Annotated in this window: 19 protein-coding genes; 13 read left to right on the top strand and 6 right to left on the bottom strand. The window is 64.5% G+C overall.

Going from position 1 to position 22180, the window contains the following annotated elements:
* Positions 1-49 precede the first annotated feature (49 nt).
* From LN450_RS16625 to LN450_RS16580, 10 genes are all read left to right on the top strand, one after another.
* The gene (locus tag LN450_RS16625) at positions 50-349 is read left to right on the top strand and encodes a YciI family protein (protein WP_011347678.1); all 300 of its coding nucleotides are present in this window, start codon (positions 50-52) and stop codon (positions 347-349) included.
* Positions 346-615 (top strand): BolA family protein, encoded by a 270-nt coding sequence (locus LN450_RS16620; protein WP_008571805.1) that lies wholly within the window; start codon positions 346-348, stop codon positions 613-615. The genes LN450_RS16625 and LN450_RS16620 overlap by 4 nt, the downstream gene beginning before the upstream one ends.
* A gap of 380 nt (positions 616-995) precedes the next feature.
* Entirely contained in the window at positions 996-2018 is a 1023-nt protein-coding gene (locus tag LN450_RS16615) for a LacI family DNA-binding transcriptional regulator (protein ID WP_011347676.1), read from the top strand.
* A 133-nt stretch (positions 2019-2151) separates the two neighbouring features.
* Complete coding sequence (locus LN450_RS16610) at positions 2152-5130, top strand: TonB-dependent receptor (RefSeq protein ID WP_011347675.1); 2979 nt, start codon at positions 2152-2154, stop codon at positions 5128-5130.
* A gap of 103 nt (positions 5131-5233) precedes the next feature.
* A complete protein-coding gene (locus LN450_RS16605; RefSeq protein WP_011347674.1) occupies positions 5234-6853 on the top strand; it encodes a glucoamylase family protein in 1620 nt (539 codons plus the stop codon).
* Positions 6854-6856: 3 nt separating this feature from the next.
* A complete protein-coding gene (locus tag LN450_RS16600; protein ID WP_011347673.1) occupies positions 6857-8227 on the top strand; it encodes a sugar ABC transporter substrate-binding protein in 1371 nt (456 codons plus the stop codon).
* Positions 8224-9108 carry a carbohydrate ABC transporter permease gene (locus LN450_RS16595; protein ID WP_011347672.1) on the top strand — a complete coding sequence of 295 codons (885 nt, stop codon included), beginning with the start codon at positions 8224-8226 and terminating at the stop codon, positions 9106-9108. The genes LN450_RS16600 and LN450_RS16595 overlap by 4 nt, the downstream gene beginning before the upstream one ends.
* Positions 9105-9941, top strand: coding sequence for a carbohydrate ABC transporter permease (locus LN450_RS16590; RefSeq protein WP_011347671.1), 837 nt, complete (start codon positions 9105-9107; stop codon positions 9939-9941). The genes LN450_RS16595 and LN450_RS16590 overlap by 4 nt, the downstream gene beginning before the upstream one ends.
* A 26-nt stretch (positions 9942-9967) precedes the next feature.
* The gene (locus tag LN450_RS16585; protein ID WP_039418160.1) at positions 9968-13105 is read left to right on the top strand and encodes a discoidin domain-containing protein; all 3138 of its coding nucleotides are present in this window, start codon (positions 9968-9970) and stop codon (positions 13103-13105) included.
* Between the two features lie 62 nt (positions 13106-13167).
* Positions 13168-14061, top strand: a complete 894-nt coding sequence (locus LN450_RS16580; protein WP_033478931.1) for an endonuclease/exonuclease/phosphatase family protein — start codon at positions 13168-13170, stop codon at positions 14059-14061.
* Positions 14062-14286: 225 nt separating this feature from the next.
* Here the strand turns inward: LN450_RS16580 and LN450_RS16575 are convergent, their stop codons facing one another.
* The 6 genes from LN450_RS16575 to ykgO form a co-directional block, all read right to left on the bottom strand.
* Complete coding sequence (locus tag LN450_RS16575) at positions 14287-15519, bottom strand: TraB/GumN family protein (RefSeq protein WP_046931923.1); 1233 nt, start codon at positions 15517-15519, stop codon at positions 14287-14289.
* Complete coding sequence (locus LN450_RS16570; RefSeq protein ID WP_011347669.1) at positions 15500-16039, bottom strand: GNAT family N-acetyltransferase; 540 nt, start codon at positions 16037-16039, stop codon at positions 15500-15502. The genes LN450_RS16575 and LN450_RS16570 overlap by 20 nt, the downstream gene beginning before the upstream one ends.
* Before the next feature lie 3 nt (positions 16040-16042).
* Positions 16043-16927 carry a carbon-nitrogen hydrolase gene (locus tag LN450_RS16565; RefSeq protein WP_011347668.1) on the bottom strand — a complete coding sequence of 295 codons (885 nt, stop codon included), beginning with the start codon at positions 16925-16927 and terminating at the stop codon, positions 16043-16045.
* Positions 16928-17052: 125 nt separating this feature from the next.
* The gene (locus LN450_RS16560) at positions 17053-18087 is read right to left on the bottom strand and encodes an agmatine deiminase family protein (protein ID WP_011347667.1); all 1035 of its coding nucleotides are present in this window, start codon (positions 18085-18087) and stop codon (positions 17053-17055) included.
* Positions 18088-18320: 233 nt separating this feature from the next.
* Entirely contained in the window at positions 18321-18662 is a 342-nt protein-coding gene (locus LN450_RS16555; protein WP_011347666.1) for a hypothetical protein, read from the bottom strand.
* 241 nt (positions 18663-18903) lie between these two features.
* Positions 18904-19029, bottom strand: a complete 126-nt coding sequence (gene ykgO, locus LN450_RS16550; RefSeq protein ID WP_005913193.1) for a type B 50S ribosomal protein L36 — start codon at positions 19027-19029, stop codon at positions 18904-18906.
* Positions 19030-19201: 172 nt separating this feature from the next.
* Between ykgO and cmk the strand changes: the two genes are divergently transcribed.
* The 3 genes from cmk to LN450_RS16535 all read left to right on the top strand — a co-directional run bounded on the left by cmk (position 19202) and on the right by LN450_RS16535 (position 22153).
* Positions 19202-19885, top strand: coding sequence for a (d)CMP kinase (cmk, locus tag LN450_RS16545; RefSeq protein ID WP_008572390.1), 684 nt, complete (start codon positions 19202-19204; stop codon positions 19883-19885).
* Positions 19886-20067: 182 nt separating this feature from the next.
* Positions 20068-21753, top strand: coding sequence for a 30S ribosomal protein S1 (gene rpsA / locus LN450_RS16540; protein ID WP_011347664.1), 1686 nt, complete (start codon positions 20068-20070; stop codon positions 21751-21753).
* A gap of 88 nt (positions 21754-21841) precedes the next feature.
* The gene (locus tag LN450_RS16535) at positions 21842-22153 is read left to right on the top strand and encodes an integration host factor subunit beta (protein ID WP_008572387.1); all 312 of its coding nucleotides are present in this window, start codon (positions 21842-21844) and stop codon (positions 22151-22153) included.
* Positions 22154-22180: the final 27 nt, after the last annotated feature.

The following is a 22180-nucleotide window of genomic DNA, read 5'->3' as shown; positions in this document are numbered from 1 at the left end:
CGCGGCTAGAATCGGTGCGGTGATCTTCCAGTCTTGGGCGAGGTGGCGTGTGTGGTACGTAATCGAGGGATATGACCGGGCCGACGCAGTGGCGGCACGGCAGCAGGCGCGGCCGGCGCATCTGGCGCGTCTGCAGACGCTTGCGGCCGCTGGGCGGTTGCTGGTGGCAGGCCCGTGTCCGGCCATCGACGCCGAAGATCCGGGTCCGGCCGGTTTCAGCGGCAGCGTCGTGATTGCCGAGTTCGACGCCTTGGAGGATGCGCGCGCCTGGGCCGATGCCGACCCCTATGTGGAAGCGGGCGTGTACACGCGCACCGAGGTCCGCCCATACCGCCGGGTATTGCCATGAGCCGGGTCGAGCAGATCCGCGCAGCGTTGCAGGCGGCACTGGCGCCCACCGAACTGGACGTCGTCGACGACAGCGCGCGGCATGCCGGCCATGCCGGTGCGCGCGACGGGCGCGGGCACTTCAATGTGCGCGTGGTCAGCGCCGCATTTGTCGGCAAGCCGCCACTGGCACGGCATCGCGCGGTGTACGCCGCGGTGGGCGAGATGATGCAGACCGATATCCACGCCTTGTCGATCGAGGCCTTCGCGCCGGGCGAGGTTGGCTGAACGTCGCGGGGAACGCCGGCGGTCGTACCGGGCCGTCTGCTGTGATCAGAACCGCTGGTGCTCAGCGGGCGATTGCCTTCACGGCAGCGAGCGTCAGGGCGCAGCCGGCAAGGCCGCGGGAGTGCCGGTGCAGGCGCTGGTCAGTTCGGCTCGTGGCGAGACTGGACTGACCAGCGAATCGTGACCTGCATCCTGCTTCGCGTGTGGACGCATGGGTGCATATTTGTTGCGACGCAGCACATTGCTTCACGTGCTCCTCACCTGCAGCTGATTGATCTGTAAGCGTTTTCACGCATGTGAAGATAGGGGTTTACGCCTCTGTATGAAAACGCTTACAGTCCGCGCCAGTTTTGGGAAGGCGGTCGCGGAGGGCGACACGAATGGCCAAGGGTGCGGTCACCATCAAAGATGTCGCTCGGGAAGCGCAGGTCTCCGTCGCAACGGTGTCGCGTGCGCTCAACGGGCACGACAACGTTGCCGGACCGGTGCGCCAGCAGGTGCTGGAGGTGGCCGAGCGGCTGCGCTACAGCCCGCATGCGGCCGCGCGCAGCCTGAGCAGCCGGCGCTCGCAGACCCTGGGCGTGGTGCTGCCGGACTTGTATGGCGAGTTCTTTTCCGAATTGATTCGCGGCATCGACGGCGCGGCGCGTGCGGCCGGCCAGCACCTGCTGGTGTCCAGCTACCACGGCGACCCGGAAGCCCAGGGCAGGGCGCTGCGCTCGATGCGCGGGCGCGTCGATGGCCTGCTGGTGCTTTCGCCCTACGCCGAGCAGCCGGGGTTCCTCACCGACAACCTGCCGCAGTCGCTGCCGACGGTGTTGATCAATGCGCACCTGCCCGGTGCCGACTATCCGGTGCTGAGCATCGACGACCATGCCGGTGCCATGGCCATGACCGAGCACCTGTTGCGGGCCGGGCACCGCCGCATCGCCTTCATCGGTGGCCCGGCGCTGAACTTCGATGCGCGCGAACGCCTGCGCGGCTTCCGCGATGCGCTTGCTGCGTTCGGTGCGCAGGCGCAGGGCGTGGAATACCCGGGCGACTTCGACGAAGCCTCCGGCCACCGCGCCGGGCTGGCGATGCTGGCGGCCGGCGCGTTGCCGGATGCGGTGTTCGCCGCCAACGACATGACCGCGCTGGGCTGCCTGTACGCGTTTGCCCAGGCCGATGTGTCGGTGCCTGGCGACGTGGCGCTGGCGGGTTTTGACGACATTCCGCTGGCCCGCTTTGTCCATCCCGCGCTGACCACCATGCGGGTGAGCATCGCCCGGCTGGGCGAGCAGGCGATGACCCGGCTGATGCGCCTGGTCGAAACGCCTGACCGCGATGACGGCATCCGCCAGTTGCTGACGCCCGAGCTGGTGATCCGTGCCTCCTGCGGTGCCGGCCAATCGGCTCACTGACCTTTCCGGCCACGCGTTTCCGGGCCGACCTTTTCGCGGACGTCCTGTCCGCTCCCGCTGTCCCCGCAGCGGCTGTTCCTGCACCACTGCACTGCCACAACAACAATCTGTACCGATCCCTGGAGGGACGACCATGCGCCACCACCACCCCCATTCCGCCCGTCCGGCGCGCAAGCTGCTCAGCTGCGCGCTTGCCAGCTGCCTGCTGCTCGGCGCCGCTCCGGCCTTCGCACAGAGCACCGCTGCGACCATCCGCGGGCAGGTCACCGTCGATGCCGCACCTGCCGCCCAGGCGCAGGTCACCGCCACCAATCTGGCCACCGGCCTGACCCGCACCGTGCAGGTCAGCAATGGCGGCTATTCGGTGGGCGGCCTGCCGCCGGGTTCGTACCGCATCGATGTCACCGCCAATGGCCAGACCAGTTCGCAGAACGTCACCGTGCAGGTCGGCCAGACCGCGACCTTGAACCTGGGCGTCGGCGGCGAACCGGCCACGGCCGCCGGTGGTAACGCCACCACGCTGGATGCGGTGCAGGTGAAGGCGCCGCCGGTGCTGGTGGAAACGCGCACCTCCGAGAACGCCACCTACATTTCCAACGTGCAGATCCAGAACCTGCCGCGCGCCACGCGCAACTTCCTGGAGCTAGCCGACACCGTGCCCAACGTGCAGTTCACCCGCGATGCCAACGGCACCACCAAGGTGCGCACCGGCGCCACCTCGGCCGAAGGCACCAATGTCTACATCGACGGTGTGAGCCAGAAGAACTACGTGCTCACCGGCGGCGTGAGCGGCCAGGATTCCAGCCGCGGCAACCCGTTCCCGCAGTCGGCGATCGGCGAATACAAGGTCATCACCTCCAATTACAAGGCCGAGTTCGACCAGGTCAGCGGCGCGGCCATCGTGGCCTCGTCCAAGTCCGGCACCAACGACTTCCACGGCAGCTTCTTCTGGGACACCAGCAACGACAGCTGGCGCGAGGAAAGCCCGCTGGAGAAGAAGGCCGGCGTGCGCGACGACTTCGAAGAAACCCAGTACGGCGCCACCTTCAGCGGCCCGATCCTCAAGGACAAGGCGCATTTCTTCATCGCCTATGAAGCCAAGGAATACACCACCCCGAACGTGGTGATTCCCGGCTCGATCTATTCGGACCGCGTCGACCAGTTGCCGGCCCAGCTGCAGCCGCTGGTGGTGACCTCGAGTACGCCGTTCAAGGAAGACCTGTACTTCGGCAAGATCGACTGGACCATCGGCGAGAACAACCTGTTCGAGCTGACCGGCAAGTACCGCAAGGAAGACGAGCTCAACGACGTCGGCCGCACCTCGACCTACGAGCACGGCAGCATCAACGGCCAGGAAGAAAAGCGCGCCAACCTGCGCTGGCAGTACAGCGGGGCCAACTTCCTCAACGAGGCCAACCTGAGCTACGAAAGCGCGTTCTGGAACCAGGCGCCGATCAACAACGGCAACGGCTACATCCTCAGCTACGCACCGGTGCGCGGCAACGAGACCGACATCCTGGCGGCAGGCGCCGGCAGCAGCTTCCAGCGCAAGGGGCAGAAGGGCTGGACCTTCCAGGACGACCTGACCTTGAACAGCCTGGAATGGCACGGTGCGCACACCGTCAAGATGGGCGTGAAGTTCAAGAGCATCGACCTGGATTCGACCCAGTTCAACCCGGCCAACCCGCAGTACTACTACAACATCCTCACCGACGTGCAAACGCCGTACCGCGTGCGCTTCGGTGCGCCGCTGGTGGAAGGTGGCGGTTCGGTGGTGTCCAAGAACAAGCAGTACGGCATCTACCTGCAGGACGACTGGGAGGTCAACGAGCACTGGACCTTGAACCTGGGCGTGCGCTACGACTACGAGCAAACCCCGGCATTCCTGGATTTCGTGACCCCCTCGGATGTCGCCAGCGCGCTGCAGAACTGGCCTAACCTGCGCAACGCCAACTACAACATCAACGACTTCATCAGCACCGGCAACAACCGCAAGGCGTTCAAGAATGCCTGGCAGCCGCGTCTGGGCGCCTCCTACGACCTGTTCGGCGATCAGGCCCACGTGATCTATGGCGGCGCCGGTCGTGCCTATGACCGCAACATCTTCGATTACCTGGCACTGGAGCAGCTCAACAACTCTTTCAAGTCGTATAGCTACTACTTCACCAGCGCCAACAACCCCGCTTGCCTGGGCGACCCGTGCACGGCCTGGAATCCGGCGTACAACAGTCAGGATGGCTTGAACACACTCACGGCCAACAGCACCGGCGGTGGCGGACGTGAGGTCTACCTGATCGACAACAACCTCAAGACCCCGTACTCCGATCAATTCAGCATCGGCATGCGCAACATGGTGCCGTTGTGGGGCCAGGACTGGTTCACCGATGTCACCCTGAGCCGCATCGAAAGCCATGACGGTTTCGCCTTCGTGCGCGGCAACCGCCTGCCGGACGGTTCGTTCTTCCAGCCGGGCACCACCTCCGGCGTGCCGACCGACGGCCCGAATGGCTATAGCGCCATCGTGCTGGGCACCAATGGCGTGGAAACCCGCAACAACCAGCTGGCCTTGCAGGTGGAAAAGCCCTTCGACGAAGAGTCCGGCTGGGGCTTGACCGTGGCCTACACCTATTCCGATGCGAAGGAGAACCGGCAGTTCGGCGAGCACTATGCGCTGGACCGCGAACGCATCCAGGACTATGGCTGGCGCGAGGCCGGCGGCATCCCGAAGAACCGCCTGGTGGTCACCGGCATCTACGAGCTGCCGTATGAGATCAAGCTGTCCGGCAAGCTGTCGCTGGCCAGCCAGACCGCGCGCTATGGACAGAATTGCCTGGCCGGCAACGACCAGTGCGAGATCATCCAGTTCAAGCCGGATGGCACGCTGGGCTACAAGGAATTCAGCATTGCCGCCAATAAAGAGTGGGACACCGGCGGTGGTGTCAAATTCAATGTGCGTGCGGATATCCTCAACGTGTTCAACTGGGTTAATTACGCCACCTTCAACGGCGATACCGGAACATTGCAGGACTTGAACACGGCTTACGGCACACCGACCGGTGTGCTGGCGTCGCCGATGCGTACCTTCCGTCTGGCCTTCGGCCTGAACTGGTGAGGTGCTCGACCGCCCTGGCCGCAACGCCAGGGCGGTCGAACTCGGCGCCTGGATAGGGTAGGTTGGCGTGTCAGATGTAATCGATTACACACGTGGGGGGCGGATGGACAGGGGCAACACGTCGCGATGGTTGACGATTCCACTCTTGCTGGGCGCGCTGGTCTTGGCGTCGTGCAAGCAAGCCGAGGAACCCAAGGTGGCCGAAAAGAAGGCACCGGTCAAAGTCATCCTGGTTGAGGCGCAACTGCCGCCCAAACCGGTCAAGCCGCCGCTGCCGCCGCTGTTTTCGGACATCGAACGCCGCACATTCCAGTTCTTTTGGGACACCACCAACGAGGTCAACGGCCTGTCGCCGGATCGGTTTCCGTCGCGCCCGTTTGCCAGCATTGCGTCGGTCGGATTCGCGTTGACCGCCTATCCGATCGGCATCGAGAACGGGTGGGTCAGTCGCAATCAGGCGATCGACCGCACCCTGACCACGCTGAAATTCTTCCGCGACGCACCGATGGGTCCGCAGAAGACCGGCCGGGCCGGCTACAAGGGCTTCTACTACCATTTTCTGGACATGCAGCAGGGCAACCGCTACGACAGCTGGGTTGAACTGTCGAGCGTGGACACCGCACTGCTGATGATGGGCGTGTTGTTCACCCAGTCGTACTACGACGGCGACGACCCGCGCGAAAAGGAGATCCGCCAGATCGCCGACACGCTGTACAAGCGCGTGGACTGGCGCTGGTTGCAACAGCGCGCGCCGCTGATCTCGATGGGCTGGTTCCCCGAGAGCGGCTTCATCAACCACGACTGGATGGGCTACAACGAGGCGATGATGCTATACATCCTCGCGCTGGGCTCGCCAACGCATGGCGTCGACCCGGACGCCTGGACCAGCTGGACCCGCACCTACAACAACGACTGGGGCGTGTATCAGGGCCAGGAATACCTGTCGTTCGGCCCGCTGTTCGGCCACCAATACAGCCATGTCTGGATCGACTTCCGCGATATCCAGGACCAGTACATGCGCGAACGCGGCATCGACTACTTCCTCAACAGCCGCCGCGCCACGTTGGCGCAGCGCGACTACGCCATCGACAACCCGATGAAGTGGAAGGACTACGGCGAAAACGTCTGGGGCTTGACCGCCAGCGACGGCCCGCAGAACACCAGCCAGGAATACCGCGGCGAGCAGCGCCAGTTCCGCCATTACTCTTCGCGCGGCGCCGGTCTGCGCGAGAATTTCGACGACGGCACCATCGCCCCGACTGCGGCGATCTCCTCGATCGTGTTCGCCCCGGAAGTGGTGATTCCTGCCACCCAAGAGATGCACAAGCGCTATGGCGACTTCCTGTATTCGAGCTACGGGTTCCTGGATTCGTTCAACCCCAGTTTCAACTACGACATCCCGATCAAGACCGGGCGCATGGTGCCGGACCGTGGCTGGGTGGCCAGCGACTACATCGCCATCGACCAGGGCCCGATCCTGACGATGATCGCCAACTACCAGAACGAATTCGTCTGGAACGTGATGAAGAAGAACCCCTACATCCGTGCCGGTCTGGAACGCGCCGGCTTCACCGGCGGCTGGCTCACTCCGGAGGGCGAGCCGCAGCCGGCGCCGCAGAAGGACGAGCAGAAGGCCGCCGCGCGCGCGCTGGGCATGGCCGAATCGCGTGCCGCCGCCGCCCAGGCCCAGCAAGACCCCTCGCAACGCCAGAAACCCGAGTAATCCGTGCGCCTTTTGAAACTGTTGATGTTGGCCGTCGCCCTGTGTGCAGGTGCGACGGGATGCGAACGCTCCGATCCGGGCAAGACCACGGTGCGCTTCTGGGCGATGGGCAAGGAGGCCGAAGTGGTCGCCGAGCTGGTGGCCGATTTCGAAAAGCAGAACCCCACCATCCACGTGGATGTGCAGAACATCCCGATGACGGCGGCACACGAAAAACTGCTGACCGCCTTTGCCGCCGATGGCCTGCCGGATGTGTGCCAGCTCGGCAACACCTGGCTGCCGGAGTTCGCGCTGCTGGACACGTTGGAGCCGATGCAGCCGTACGTGGCGCGCTCCAGCGTTGTCGACCCGGCCGACTATTTCCCTGGCGTGTGGGACACCAATCTGGTCGATGGCACGCTGTACGGCGTGCCGTGGTATGTGGACACGCGGCTGCTGTTCTACCGCAAGGACCTGCTGCGCGAGGCCGGCTATAGCGAAATGCCCAAGACCTGGGCCGAGATGGAACAGGTGATGGCCGCGATCAAGCGCAAGGTCGGCCCCGACCGCTATGCCATCCTGATGCCGCTCAACGAATTCGAGCAGCAATTGTCGTTCGCGCTGCAGCAGGACGACCGCCTGCTGCGCGACCACGACAACTACGGCAACTTCCGTGGCGCCGGTTTCCGCAAGGCGCTGGGTTTCTACGACAACATGTATCAGCAGGGCTGGGCGCCCAAGGTCTCAGAGACCCAGGTCTCCAATGTCTGGTACGAATTCTTCAACGGCTATTACGCCTTCTATCTGTCCGGGCCGTGGAACGTGCGCGAGTTCAAGCTGCGCCAGCCGCCGGGCATGGAAGGCAAGTGGGGCACCGCGCCGTTGCCGGGGCCCAACGGCTTGGGTGCCGGCATCGCCGGCGGTTCCAGCCTGGTGATCTTCAAGTCCTCGCAACACAAGGACGCCAGTTGGAAGCTGATCGAATATCTGTCGCAGCCGCAGGTGCAGGCGCGTTTCCACGCCATCATCGGCGACCTGCCGCCGCGTCGAAGTACCTGGAAGCTGCCTTCGCTGGCCAACGACGAACTGGCGCATGCCTTCGGCGACCAGCTGGAGCGGGTCAAGGCCACGCCCAAGGTGCTGGAGTGGGAGCGCATCGTGCAGGAAATGCGTCTGGTCACCGAGCGCGTGGTGCGCGGCGGGCAATCGCACGAAGCCGCCGTGCAGGAACTGGATCAACGCGTGGACGAAATCTTGGCCAAGCGCCGCTGGATCTTCGAGCAGGAGGGCGGGCATGTCGGCCCGGCCGGTGACACCGCTCCGCCGGCAGTGAAGCCAGCGGCAGCAGGCACCACCGCGCCAGCTGCCGCAGCGGATCAGGGAGCCGCACGATGATGAAGCGTAATTCCGTCGCCGGCTGGGTCTTTGCCGCGCCGTCGATCATGGTGCTGGGCATGTTCTTCGGCGTGCCGGTGTTCGCCGCGCTGGTGCTCAGTGTGACCGACTTCGACCTGTACGCACTGGCCGACAGCAGCCATCTGCGCTTCGTCGGCCTGGGCAACTACATCGACCTGCTGCAGACGCCGCTGTTCTGGAAGTCGTTGTGGAACACCACCTACTTCGTGCTGCTGGGCGTGCCGATGTCGATCGGTGTGTCGCTGGGCGCGGCCCTGCTGCTCAACGCCAAGGCCTCGCGCTTCAAGGCGCTGTTCCGCACCGCCTTGTTCGCGCCAGTGGTGACCACGCTGGTAGCGGTGGCGGTAATCTGGCGCTACCTGTTCCATATCAAGTACGGCCTGGTGAACTTCGGCCTGAGCCATCTGGGCATCGCCCCGATCGACTGGCTGGGCGACCCGCGCTGGGCGATGCCCACCATCATGCTGTTCGCGGTGTGGAAGAACTTCGGCTACAACATGGTGATCTTCCTGGCCGGGCTGCAGGCGATCCCGCAGGACTTGTACGAGGCCGCGCGCATCGATGGCGCGTCGCGCTGGAAGCAGTTCCTGCACATCACCTTGCCGATGCTCGGCCCGGTGCTGATGGTCGTGGGCGTGATCACCATTTCCGGCTACTTCCAGCTGTTCGCCGAACCCTACGTGATGACCCGCGGCGACCCGCTGCAAAGCACCGTCAGTGTGCTGTATTTCATGTTCGAAGAAGGCTTCAAGTGGTGGAACCTCGGCCGCGCGTCGGCGGTGGCGTTCCTGTTGTTCCTCATCATTCTGGCGGTGACCACCGTGATGCTGCGCTTTGGCCGCAAGAAGGACCTGATATGAGTCGTGATGTCGGCGAGTCGCGCTGGAATGCCGTGCTGATCAACGGCGGCCTGCTGGCGCTGGCGGTGATCAGCCTGGCACCGCTGCTATGGATGCTGTCGGTGTCGTTCATGCCCACCGGCGAGGCCAGCCGGTTTCCGCCACCGATGCTGCCGTCGGCGTTCACCACCGCCAACTACCACGAGCTGTTCGCGCGCACCGGCATGGCGCGCAACTTCGCCAACAGCTTGCTGGTGTCCGGGCTGATCACGCTCGGCTCGCTACTGGTCAACACCATGGCCGGTTATGCGTTCGCCAAGCTGCAGTTCGTCGGCCGCGAGCGCATCTTCAAGATCCTGATGGCCGCGCTGGTGATCCCGGCGCAGGTGGCGATGCTGCCGCTGTTCCTGCTGATGAAGCAGTTGCACCTGGTCAACAACATCGGCGGGGTGGTGGTGCCGGCGCTGGCCACGGTGTTCGGCATCTTCCTGGTGCGTCAGTACGCGCGCAGCATTCCGGATGAATTGATCGAGGCCGCGCGCATCGACGGTGCCAGCGAGATGCGCATCTTCTTCCAGATCGTGTTGCCGATGCTCAAGCCGGTGCTGGTCACCTTGACCATCTTCACCTTCATGGGTTCGTGGAACGACTTCATGTGGCCGTTGATCGTGCTGACCGACCAGGAGCAGTACACCTTGCCGGTGGCGCTGGCGGCGCTGTCGCGCGAGCACATCATGGATGTGGAATTGATGATGGCTGGCGCAGTGGTGACGGTGATTCCGGTGCTGCTATTGTTCCTGGCGCTGCAGCGTTACTACATCCAAGGTCTTCTGCTGGGGAGTGTGAAGGGGTGAAACCAGTGTTCCTGCGACTGTGTGCCATGGCCGCTTTCGTCACGTCTGCGGGCGCGGCGCAGGCGCAGGAGCGCGTGCTCGACGGCTTCAACGACATCGGTGCCTGGCGCCTGGTGGTGTCCAACCAGGTCAGCGGTTCGCTGCGCCCGGTGGCCACGCCCTCGGGCGGGCATGCGCTGTGCCTGGACTACAACTTCAACGGCGTGTCCGGCTATGTCGGCATCCGTCGCAATTTGCCGATCACCTATCCGGACAATTACCGGATGTCGTTCGCGGTGCGCGGCGAATCGCCATCCAACGACCTGCAGCTCAAGCTGATCGACGCAAGCGGCGACAATGTCTGGTGGGTCAACCGGCCGGGCTTCAACTTCCCGAAGAACTGGACAACGTTCAACTACCGCAAGCGCAACATCGAGAAGGCCTGGGGCCCAGGTCAGGACAAGCAACTGCGCAGCAGCGCCGATGTGGAGTTCACCATCTACAACAAGGTCGGCGGCAAGGGCACGGTGTGCTTCGACCGGCTCACGCTCACGCCGCTGCCGCCCGAAGACACCTCGCCGTTGCAGGCCAAGGCCATCACCGACACCGCGCCTGCGTTGGAACAGCGCCTGGCCGATGGCAAGCCGGACACGTTCTGGCTCAGCGGCGCGGTCAAGCAACAGACGGTCACGCTGGATCTGGGCAGGGTGCGCGAATTCGGCGGCGCCGTGGTGCAGTGGGTGCCGGGTCTGCAGGCCTCGCAATACGTGGTGCGCTCCTCCAGCGACGGACGGAGCTGGCGCGACCTGCGCACGGTCACTGCCGGCGCGGGCGGCACCGATTGGTTGGCGCTTCCCGATACCGAAGCGCGCTACCTGCGTTTCGATCTCAAGGACGGCCCCAACTGGCGCTACGGCATCAAGGAAGTGCAGCTGCAGCCGCTGGCATTCGCCGCAACGCCCAACGACTTCATCAAGTCGCTGGCCGCGCAACTGCCGCGTGGCAGTTATCCGCGCGGCTTCTCCGGCGAGCAGCCGTACTGGACCATCCTGGGCCTGGATGGCGGCACCGAACAGGGCCTGATCGGCGAGGACGGTGCGGTGGAAGTGGGCAAGGGCGGTTTCAGCATCGAGCCGTTCGTGGTTACCGGCGGCAAGGTGCTGCACTGGTCCGATGTCAGCAGCGAGCAAAGCCTGCAGGACGATTACCTGCCGATTCCCAGCGTGGATTGGCACCACGACCTGATGAATCTGCGCGTCACCGCCTTCGTGCAGGGCACCCCCGATCAGGCGCAACTGGTCGCGCGTTACCAACTGCACAACACCGGCAAGGATGCGCGCGAGTTCACCCTTGCGCTGGCAGTCCGGCCATTCCAGGTCAACCCGCCGGCGCAGTTTCTCAACACCTTGGGTGGCGTCAGCCGCATCGACCAACTCGCAGTGGATGGTGGCCAGGTCAGCGTCAACGGCAAGCCGCGGGTGTTCGCTGCACAGCGGCCGGATGCCGGCTTTGCAAGCGCCTTCGACAGCGGCATGGACGTCAGCCATCTCACCGCGGCCACGCCGCCGACAGTGACCCAGGTCAAGGACGAAACTGGCCTGGCATCAGGTGTACTGCTGTATCGCTGGAAGCTGGAGCCCGGCCAACGCCGCGAAGTGGCCTTGGTCATTCCGCAAACCGGTGCCGCGCAGCTGCCGGCTGGCTTCGATGCCGACAAGGCGCAGCAGCAGGTGGCGCAGCAATGGCGCAGCAAGCTCGATCGGGTGCGCATCAGCGTGCCGGCCGAAGGCAAGCCGGTGGTCGATACCTTGCGCACCGCGCTGGCGCATATGCTGATCTCACGCATCGGTCCACGCCTGCAGCCGGGCACACGCTCGTATTCGCGCAGCTGGATCCGTGACGGCGCAATGATTTCCGAAGGACTGTTGCGGCTGGGTCGCGAAGACGTGGTGCGCGACTACGTGGATTGGTTCGCGCCATACCAGTTTGCCGATGGCATGGTGCCGTGCTGCGTGGACGACCGCGGCAGCGACCCGGTGCCGGAGAACGACAGCCACGGCGAGCTGATCTACAACATCGCCGAGTACTACCGCTATACCGGCGACAAGGCCTTCCTGGAAAAGATGTGGCCGCATGTCACCGGCGCCTACGACTACATGGAAAGGCTGCGCGCCAGCGAGCGTACCGAAGAAAACTTCATGCGCAACCCGGCTTTCTACGGAATGATGCCGGTGTCGATCAGCCACGAAGGCTATTCGGCCAAGCCGGTGCATTCGTACTGGGATAATTTCTGGGCACTGCGCGGTTACAAGGACGCGGCGATGCTGGCCGGGGCGCTGGACAAGCCAGAGGAAGCGGCACGCTTCAGCGCCGCACGCGATGAATTCAGTGGCGATCTGGTGGCATCGCTGGGCGCGGCCGTGCGTCAGCACAACCTGGATTTCCTGCCGGGCTCGGCGGAGCTGGGCGACTTCGATGCGACCTCGACCACCATTGCGTTGACGCCAGGCGGCGAGCAGCAACGCCTACCGCAGGATCTGCTGACCAAGACCTTCGAGCGTTACTGGAAGGAATTCTCCGACCGTCGCGACGGCAAGCGCGAATGGAAGGACTACACGCCCTACGAGTGGCGCAACGTGGCCGCATTCGTGCGCCTGGGCTGGCGCGACCGCGCCTGGGACGCGACCGCGTTCTTCTTCAAGGACCGCGCTCCACAACCCTGGAACCAGTGGGCCGAAGTGGTCTCGCGCACGCCACGCACGCCGTTCTTCGTCGGCGACCTGCCGCATGCCTGGGTCGCCTCGGACTTCGTACGCTCGGTGCTGGACATGTTCGCCTACGGCCGCGAATCCGATGCCAGCCTGGTCATCGCGGCCGGCACGCCGACGCGCTGGTTCGAAGGCAAGGGAATCGGTATCGCCGAACTGCGTACACCGTACGGGCGCCTCAACTACACTTTGCAACGCACCGACAAGCAATTGGTGCTGCAGCTGCAGCCCGGGCTGATCCTGCCGCCGGGCGGTGTGGTGCTGCCGTGGCCGTATCAGGGCACCCCGGGCAAGGCCACGATCAACGGCGAATCGGCTGAATGGCAAAACGGCGAGCTGCGCATCCAGCAACTGCCGGCCAACGTGCAAATCGATGTGCCCAGCGCGGTGCGGCGGGCCGAGCGCGCCACGCAATGAGGCAGGCGTGGCGGCCGTCCCGGGCAGCGCCAGCACGGCGAGGTTCCGAAGGGCTGCTCATGTTGGTTGCACTGCTGCTGTTCTCCACTGGCGTGCAGGCCGGGCAGGGCGTTCCCTCCGTGCAGCGCGGCAATCGTGAGCAAGTAGCGAACGCCGTGCAGTCATCCGCCACAGCGTCGCGCGAAATGACCCTGGTCACGCTCAACCTGCACCACGATCGCGAAGACTGGCCGGCACGACGCGCTTATATCGCCAGGGAACTCAAGCGACTGGCGCCGGACGTGATTGCGTTGCAGGAAGTGATCGAGCGCCGCGGCAGCGTGGAAAACCAGGCCGCCTGGCTCGCGCGCAAGCTCGGTTACGACTACACCTTCGCCTCGGTCGATCCGGTCGGTGCACCCAAACGCTACGGCAATGCGTTGCTGAGTCGCCGCAAAGTGCTGGCCACCCACCAGCGCCTGCTGCAGCCGCTGGACGATTACCGTGTCGCCGCGCATCTGCAGGTGGATGTCGATGGCCAGCCGGTCAACGTCTATGTCACCCATCTCAACGAACGCGCCGACGCACGCGGTGCCGGCATACGCACGCGCCAGGTGGCCGATCTGCTGGACTTCATCGCCTCCAACAGCGCGCAGGCGCCGGTGGTGATCGCCGGCGATTTCAATACCGCCGCCGACACGCTCGATCTGCAAGCGCTACGCAAGGGCTACGGCGACAGCTACGGCAGCGTGCATCGCAATAGCGACGCCACGGTCAGCACCTTGAACATGCACATCTTCGACAGGCCTGCACGCATCGACCATGTGTTTTTCCAGCAGAACCGCCTGCTGGCCCGCGAAGCCCGCATCCTGTTCGAGGCGCCTTATGCCGAAGGCCGCTGGGCATCGGATCACTATGGTGTGTGGGTACGCCTGCAGCTTGCGCCGGAGCATCCGGCAAGCAACCGGATGCCGTAGGAGCGCACCCGCGCGCGACAGTAATTTACCGGGAAGGCCTCATCGCGCCCAGGGCGTTTCTACATGGCTCCGGGTACGCCTGCAGCCAGCGCCGGAGCATCCACCACCCCCCCCCCGTATGCCGTAGGAGCGCACCCGGGCGCGACGGGGATTTACCGTAAGGCCTATTGGCCCGGGTGCGCTCCGACGAACGGTCTGGAGCTGGCGGCTTCAGTGCCGCTGTACTCACCCGTGCAGACGGTTGAAGATTTGCACCCCGGCCAGCCACACACCGGCCATGCTGCCGAAATTGGTCAGCAGAAATGTCAGCACCACCCGCGAGACGCGGTTGCGGTACCAGCCGCGCAGCGTCTGCGCGTCGTCGCGCAATGACAGAAAGTCGCCGTAGGCCGGCTTTCGCATATGCACTTCGACCAACGCGGCGAATGCACCGGTCGGCACGCTCAGGCGAAATGGCTTGAACGGCGCGACGACCGCGGCGGTGAGAATGCTCAACGGGTGGCTACCGGCCAGCAAGCAGCCGAGCGCGGCCATGCCGCCGGTATACATGGCCCACTGCATCAACAGGTCCGCGCCCATGCTCAGGCCGCCACGCCAGAACCCGATGCCGATGCCGGTGATGATGACCGCCAGGATGCCCAGCGTGATCCACGGAATACGCTTGCGCTGCTGCACGTATTCCAGCGATTCGCGCAGCGGGCCGGGCGCGGCGGTGTCCTGTTCCAGATGGCGCGCAAGTCCGGCCAGATGTCCAGCGCCAACCACCGCCAAGATCTCGCGCTGCTCTGCGCCGACTTCTTCGCGCAGACGCGTGGCCATGTATTGGTCGCGCTCGGCAATCACCGTCTCGTACAGCTCCGGACTTTCGCTGGCGAAGTCGCCGAAGCTTGCCTCGAGCATGTCGCCTTGCTTGAGCTTTTCGATTTCTTCTTCGCCCACCTCATCGGCAGCAAACAGGCCGCCGAGCAATCCCCCGGCCAGTTTCATCTTGCCGAAAAACCCCAGCCGCCCGGACGCACGTTTGAAGGTTAGGCCAACCTCGCGATCGATCAGATGCACCGGTAAGCCCTGCGCGCGTGCCAGGTTCACCGCCTCCTTCAATTCCGCGCCCGGTTCGATGCCCAGTTGTTTGGCCAGGCGGCGTTGGTACGCGGCAAGCGCCAGATTCGCGGCGAACAAGGCCACACGGCCCTTGCGGATCACCTGCACCAGATCCAGGCGGGCGAGGGCATCGGGATCGCTGAGCGCCTGCAGGCGCTGCGCGTCCAGTTCCACCGCTACCGCGTCGTAACGCCCGCTGCCAATCGCCCGTTGCACGGCGGCAACGCTCGCCAGCGACACGTGCGCGGTGCCGAGCAAGGTATAGCGCACGCCGTCGCGTTCGACGATGCGATGCGGCTGGCCGGACAGCGCATCGTCCAGAACGTGGGGGGGCTGCTCAGTCATGGGGCTTTTCATCAGAAGGAGGGGCGGTGTCGCCGGAGCTGAGCGCGCGTTGCATCTGCACGCCGTCCAGCCAGCGACCGTGTTTGCGGCCAATTCCGTTGAAGACTCCGACCGTGCGAAATCCAAAACGTTCATGCAAGTGTCGCGATGCCAGATTGCCGGCATCGCCAATCACCGCGATCATCTGGCGGAAGCCGCGCTGCTCGCACACCGCGATCAGCTCGCCCAGCAGGGCTTTGCCGATGCCGCGGCCCTGCATCGCGCTGGCCAGGTAGATCGAGTTCTCCACCGTCCAGCGATATCCGGCGCGCGCGCGAAATGCGCTGGCATAGGCATAGCCCGCGACCACGCCATCGAGCTCTGCCACCAGATAGGGGTAGCCTGCATCCACGATCGCGCTTACCCGCGCGCGCATTTCATCGAGCGATGGCGCGTTGTATTCGTAGGTATTGACCCCGGCGATCTGCTCCGCATAAATCGCAGTGATCGCCGGGATGTCCGCATCGCGGACTGCACGCAGCTCCAATGGCATGCGTCAGTCGATGTAGCGCTTGAGCAGATCGCCGTACGCATCGATGCGACGGTCGCGCAAAAACGGCCAGATGCGGCGCACATGTTCGCTGCGTTGCAGGTCGACATCGCAGATCAGCACGGTCGGATCCTGGCCGGCTTCGGCAATGAACTCGCCCTGCGGCCCCAGCACATGGCTGTTGCCCCAGAACTGGATGCCCGAGGCGCCCAGCGGCGAGGGCTCATGGCCGACCCGGTTGCACGACAGCACCGGCACGCCGTTGGCGACCGCATGGCCGCGATGGCTGAGGATCCAGGCATCGCGCTGGCGCTCCTGCTCGGCCTGCTGGTCGTCCGGATCCCAGCCAATCGCCGTGGGGTAGAGCAGCAGTTCCGCACCGGCCAGCGCCATCAGGCGCGCCGCTTCCGGATACCACTGGTCCCAGCACACCAGCACGCCCAGGCGGCCCACCGAGGTATCGATCGGCGTGAAGCCCAGATCGCCCGGAGTGAAATAGAACTTCTCGTAGAAGCCCGGATCGTCGGGGATGTGCATCTTGCGGTACTTGCCGAGCAGCCGGCCGTCCTTTTCGAACACCACCGCGGTGTTGTGATACAGGCCGGCCGCGCGACGCTCGAACAGCGAGGCGACCAGCACCACGCCGTGCTGCTTGGCCAGCGCGCTCAAGCGCTCGGTGCTGGGGCCGGGAATCGGCTCGGCCAGGTTGAACTCGTCCACCGACTCGTGCTGGCAAAAATACGCACCGTTGTGCAGTTCCTGCAACAGCACCAGCTTGGCGCCCTGCGCGGCGGCTTCGGCCACGCGCGATGCGATGACGGCCAGGTTGGCCTCGGCGTCGCCGTGGTTGCGCTCCTGGATCAGCGCGACGGGAAGGAGATGACGGGTCATGGCAGCATCCAACGTTAGTGGCGCACTAAGGTAGCGCGCCATGGCGTAACACCGGCCTGCCGGCCGGAACAGGAAGCCGCGTGCGGTCTGTGCGGCCGCGACGCAGGCGAGGTTCGCAACTGCGCTTAGGCCGCGAGCAGGCCGGCCGGCAATTGCATGGTCAGGCAATGCAGGCTGCCGTTCTGCCAGATCAGCGCACGGCACGGCACCGGCACGATCTCGTGCTGCGGGAATGCCTGCGCCAGCACCGCCTGCGCGGTTGCATCGGCCGCATCGCCATAGGCCGGCATCAGCACTGCGCCGTTGACGATCAGGAAATTGGCATACGACGCAGCCAACCGGCGGCCTTCGTCGAGGATGGGCTGTGCCCACGGCAGCACAAACAGCCGATACGGCTGCCCGTCGGCCCTGCGCAGCGCGGCCAGTTCGGCCCCCATCGCCTGCAGTTCGACGTAATGCGAATCGCCGGGCACGTCGCAGCCCTGATAAACGATCGCATCCGGGCCGGCAAAGCGCGCCAGCGTGTCGATATGCGCGTCGGTATCGTCGCCTTCCAGGTAGCCGTGATCCAGCCACAGCACGCGCTCCTGCGCCAGCCACGTGGCCAGATCGCTGCTGAGCGATTCGCGCGTGCGCTGCGGATGCCGCTCATGCAGGCACTTCCAGGTGGTCAGCAGGGTGCCGGCACCATCGGTCTCGATGGCGCCACCTTCCAGCGCGAAGTCGATGGTCTCCACCTGCGCCGGCACGAACACTTGCGCGGCATCCAGCGAACTCACCAACTGATCGTCCAGGCTGGCTTCGAACTTGCCGCCCCAGCCGGTGAATCGGAAATCCATCAACCGGAAGCCGGCTTCCTGGCGCAGCGTGATCGGGCCCGAATCGCGCAGCCAGGTGTCGTTGTACGCGGCGATCACGAAGCGCACGCGCGTCATGTCCACCCGCGCCGAACGCAGCCGCGCCTCGGCATAGATCTGCAGGTCGTCGTCGGCCACGCAGATGACCACCGGCTCGAAGCGGGAGATCGCCGTGACCAGCGCAATATAGGTCTCTTCCACGTCGGCCAGGCGCTCGGCCCAATCGGTGCCGGCATGCGGCCACGCGAGCAACACGGCGGATTGGGGTTCCCATTCGGCGGGAAAGCGAAGACGGTCGGTCATGCCAGGCAAATACTCATCTTGGTGTGCAGGCCATCGCCCGCACGTTCATCGATATCCCGCACGTGGATGCGGGCGCTTGCGATCCAGGCGCTGATCGCCGCGCCGGCCTTGTAACAGCATCGCAGCAACGCATGTCCGGTTGCTGACGCCTGGTGCACCTTGCGATGCGAATCGTGACGGCCGGCGTGCGAAGACCGGATGCCGAAACCTCCGGTCGAGCCGTCACCGACGCCTCAGCGGATCGGCGGCTTGGGCCCAATCTCGTTGACATCGGCCTTGTTGGCCACTACGTCGATCACCTTGCTCTTTTCGAAGTACACGGTGAAGGCCGGATACACCCAGCGATGGATGGTGGGCCATTGGCGCTTCTGGCCGCCACGTGGGTCGAGCTTTTCCTGCGGCGCGCCGTAGCGGCCTTCGACCTGGCTCATGCTCTCGCCGCGCAAGGGCAGGGCAGCGGCAGGCTTCTGCTGTGCGCGGTCGACCAGCAACGTATCGGCCGAAGCGACGGCACTGATCCCCATCAGCGCGATTGTCAGTACGACCGGCGGCATCACAAACAAACGGTTACGCATGTCATCTACTCCCCAGTGGACAAGATTTCAGATGGTGATTACAGCAAAAAACGACGACAGGCGCTGTTGCGACACGGCTGACCTGGCGGGGCCGCGATTGCCCGGGCGCCCTAGCCCAGGGACGGCGATGTCCTGCGTGGGCAGGCCGGCGGTAGATCCGTATGGCAACCACGGTGAAGCAGCGGCCAAGAAAAAACCGCCCGGAGGCGGCTTTCTCGGGTCTTGCACGCGCCGCGAAGGCTTAGCGCTGACGCGCCTTGAAACGCGGGTTCGACTTGCAGATCACGAAGACCTTACCGCGGCGGCGGACCACCTTGCAGTCGCGGTGACGGGTCTTCGCAGACTTCAGGGAGGACAGGACTTTCATGGCACACCTCGGCGTAAACGGTTGGATTCGATGGAAGAGTGCCCACGATCGAGGGTGCACCCGGAATTAAGCCGGCGATTCTAACCGGCTTTTCGTCGTGCTTTCAAGTGGTTGCAGCGCGATCGCTGCGAGCGGCGCTACACTACGCGCTGATGACCTTCCGGAAACCTGAATGACCGACCTGTCGCCCGTTCTCACCATCGATGGCCCTTCCGGTGCCGGCAAGGGCACCGTGAGCCGGATCGTGGCCGCCCGGCTGGGCTGGCATTACCTCGATTCGGGTGCGCTGTATCGCGCGGTGGGTGTGGCGGCGAGCTGGGCCGACCTGGATGTCTCCGACCCGGCAGCGCTGGTGCGTTGCACCTTCGACACCAGGGTGGAGTTCGACGATGCGGGCGAGGCAGGGCTGCGCGTGCTGGTCAATGGCGCAGATGCGACCAGTGAGCTGCGCCTGGAAACGACCGGCGCGCTGGCCTCGGCCATTGCCGCCATTCCCGAGGTGCGCAGCGCCCTGAAAGAGCGCCAACGCGCATTCAGGCGCGCCCCCGGCCTGGTTGCCGACGGGCGCGACATGGGCACGGTGATCTTCCCCGATGCGGCCTACAAAGTGTTTCTGACCGCCAGTGCCGAAGAACGTGCGGGCCGTCGCCATAAACAGTTGATGGAAAAGGGTGTTTCGGTTATCTTTGACGACCTGCTGCGCGAGATCATGGCCCGTGATGCCCGTGATGCGCAGCGGGTGGTGGCGCCATTGCGGCCGGCCGAAGACGCCGTGCTGATCGATACCAGCGGAATGGGAATCGAAGATGTCGTCCAGCGTGTGGTCGGGTTGCTCGCAGACCGTGCGCCGTCGTAAGCGTTTGGCAAGCGGGTTTGTCCCGCCGACCGTAAGGCGTTCCAAAGCTCCGTCGCGCATCCTGCGTGGCGGTTCTATGACTTCCAACCGACTTGCTGTCCGGAGTCGACCAACAGGCTGGGCGGTTCGCATCTGTCGCACCCCGACAATCGGCGCCCGTGTGTTCAACTGAGTAAATTCAAATGACAGAATCTTTTGCAGAACTGTTCGAAGCCAGCCAAGCCAATCTGGCGAAGCTGAAGCCGGGCTCCATCGTCACCGGTACCGTCGTGGAAGTCCGCGGCGACGTGGTGGTGATCAACGCTGGCCTGAAGTCCGAAGGCATCGTGCCGATCGAGCAGTTCCGTAACGACGCTGGCGAGATCAATGTCGGCGTAGGCGACCAGGTCAAGGTCGCCCTCGATTCCATCGAGAACGGCTTCGGCGAAACCGTGTTGTCGCGCGAGAAGGCCAAGCGCGCGATGGTGTGGGACGAGCTGGAAGAAGCGTTGGAAAAGAACGAAACCATCACCGGCCGCATCAGCGGCAAGGTCAAGGGTGGTTTCACCGTGGACATCAAGGATGTCCGCGCGTTCCTGCCCGGTTCGCTGGTGGATGTGCGCCCGGTGCGCGACCCGGCCTACCTGGAAGGCAAGGAACTTGAGTTCAAGCTGATCAAGCTGGACCGCAAGCGCAACAACGTCGTTGTCTCGCGTCGTGCAGTGGTCGAAAGCGAGCACTCGGAAGAGCGCGAGCAGCTGATGGACAAGCTGCAGGAAGGCGCGATCCTGAAGGGTGTCGTCAAGAACCTGACCGACTACGGCGCGTTCGTGGACCTGGGCGGTATCGACGGCCTGCTGCACATCACCGACATGGCCTGGAAGCGCGTGCGCCATCCGTCCGAAGTGGTCAACGTCGGCGACGAGCTGGACGTGCGCGTGCTGAAGTTCGATCGCGAGCGTAACCGCGTCAGCCTCGGCCTGAAGCAGCTGGGCGAAGATCCGTGGGACAACATCGCGCGTCGTTACCCGGCCAACAGCCGCGTGTTCGGCAAGGTCTCCAACGTCACCGATTACGGCGCGTTCGTCGAGATCGAGCCGGGCGTGGAAGGCCTGGTGCACGTCTCCGAGATGGATTGGACCAACAAGAACGTCAACCCGTCCAAGGTCGTGCAGGTCGGTGACGAAGTCGAAGTCATGGTCCTGGACGTGGACGAGGAGCGTCGCCGCATCTCGCTGGGCATGAAGCAGGTTGCCGCCAATCCGTGGGAAACCTTCGCTGCCACCCACAAGAAGAACGACAAGGTGTCCGGTCAGATCAAGTCGATCACCGACTTCGGCATCTTCATCGGTCTGGACGGCGGCATCGACGGTCTGGTCCACCTGTCCGACATCAGCTGGAACACCACCGGCGAAGATGTCGTGCGCAATTACAAGAAGGGCGACACGCTGGAAGCCGTGGTGCTGGCAGTGGACCCGGAGCGCGAGCGCATCAGCCTGGGCGTCAAGCAGCTGGAGCAGGACCCGTTCGGTCAGTACATGGCGTCCAACCCGAAGGGCTCGAAGGTCGAAGGCGTGGTGCGTGAAGTGGATGCCAAGGGCGCCACGATCGACCTGGCCGATGGCATCGAAGGCTACGTCGCTGCACGCGACATCGCCAACGAGCGCGTCGACGACGCCACTCAGCACCTGAAGGTCGGCGACAAGATCGAAGCCAAGTTCGTGGGCATGGACCGTAAGGGCCGCACCCTGCAGCTGTCGATCAAGGCCAAGGACGATGCCGAAATGCGCGAAACGTTGGAGGACTACCAGTCCGCCTCCGCGTCGGGCGGCATGACTCAGCTGGGCGCGCTGCTGCGTGCACAGTTGAACAACAACAAGTCCGAGTAAGCGCGTAGCGCTCGCAAGAGCGTAATGGATCGGCCCGGGCTTGCCCGGGCCGATTCCGATGTGTCAGTCGAAAAAAGCAAGTCTTCCCATGACCAAGTCCGAATTGATTGAAATCCTGGCGCGACGCCAAGCGCATCTGAAGTCGGACGACGTGGATCTGGCAGTGAAGTCGCTGCTGGAAATGATGGGGCAGGCGCTCTCCGATGGCGATCGGATCGAAATTCGCGGGTTCGGCAGTTTTTCGCTGCATTACCGTCCGCCACGTCTGGGACGTAATCCCAAGACCGGCGAGTCGGTCGCGCTGCCGGGCAAGCATGTTCCCCACTTCAAGCCGGGCAAGGAATTGCGTGAGCGGGTCAGCTCCGTGGTGCCCGTGGATGTGGTCGATACGGCAGACTGAAGCCCGTCTGGCGCTGCGTTTATGTCG

The organism is Xanthomonas euvesicatoria pv. euvesicatoria (assembly GCF_020880415.1).
Taxonomy (GTDB): domain Bacteria; phylum Pseudomonadota; class Gammaproteobacteria; order Xanthomonadales; family Xanthomonadaceae; genus Xanthomonas; species Xanthomonas euvesicatoria.
This window is presented reverse-complemented; position numbering and strand designations above follow the sequence as displayed.

Bases quoted from the DNA above. Each gene is read 5' to 3' on its own strand.
- LN450_RS16585 (WP_039418160.1), top strand. From the start codon at position 9,968: ATGGCCGCTTTCGTCACGTCTGCGGGCGCGGCGCAGGCGCAGGAGCGC.
- LN450_RS16605 (WP_011347674.1), top strand. From the start codon at position 5,234: ATGGACAGGGGCAACACGTCGCGATGGTTGACGATTCCACTCTTGCTG.
- LN450_RS16560 (WP_011347667.1), bottom strand. From the start codon at position 18,087: ATGACCGACCGTCTTCGCTTTCCCGCCGAATGGGAACCCCAATCCGCC.
- ykgO (WP_005913193.1), bottom strand. From the start codon at position 19,029: ATGAAAGTCCTGTCCTCCCTGAAGTCTGCGAAGACCCGTCACCGCGAC.
- LN450_RS16595 (WP_011347672.1), top strand. From the start codon at position 8,224: ATGATGAAGCGTAATTCCGTCGCCGGCTGGGTCTTTGCCGCGCCGTCG.
- LN450_RS16575 (WP_046931923.1), bottom strand. From the start codon at position 15,519: ATGAAAAGCCCCATGACTGAGCAGCCCCCCCACGTTCTGGACGATGCG.
- LN450_RS16590 (WP_011347671.1), top strand. From the start codon at position 9,105: ATGAGTCGTGATGTCGGCGAGTCGCGCTGGAATGCCGTGCTGATCAAC.
- LN450_RS16555 (WP_011347666.1), bottom strand. From the start codon at position 18,662: ATGCGTAACCGTTTGTTTGTGATGCCGCCGGTCGTACTGACAATCGCG.
- LN450_RS16570 (WP_011347669.1), bottom strand. From the start codon at position 16,039: ATGCCATTGGAGCTGCGTGCAGTCCGCGATGCGGACATCCCGGCGATC.
- LN450_RS16565 (WP_011347668.1), bottom strand. From the start codon at position 16,927: ATGACCCGTCATCTCCTTCCCGTCGCGCTGATCCAGGAGCGCAACCAC.
- LN450_RS16610 (WP_011347675.1), top strand. From the start codon at position 2,152: ATGCGCCACCACCACCCCCATTCCGCCCGTCCGGCGCGCAAGCTGCTC.
- LN450_RS16615 (WP_011347676.1), top strand. From the start codon at position 996: ATGGCCAAGGGTGCGGTCACCATCAAAGATGTCGCTCGGGAAGCGCAG.
- rpsA (WP_011347664.1), top strand. From the start codon at position 20,068: ATGACAGAATCTTTTGCAGAACTGTTCGAAGCCAGCCAAGCCAATCTG.
- LN450_RS16535 (WP_008572387.1), top strand. From the start codon at position 21,842: ATGACCAAGTCCGAATTGATTGAAATCCTGGCGCGACGCCAAGCGCAT.
- LN450_RS16620 (WP_008571805.1), top strand. From the start codon at position 346: ATGAGCCGGGTCGAGCAGATCCGCGCAGCGTTGCAGGCGGCACTGGCG.
- cmk (WP_008572390.1), top strand. From the start codon at position 19,202: ATGACCGACCTGTCGCCCGTTCTCACCATCGATGGCCCTTCCGGTGCC.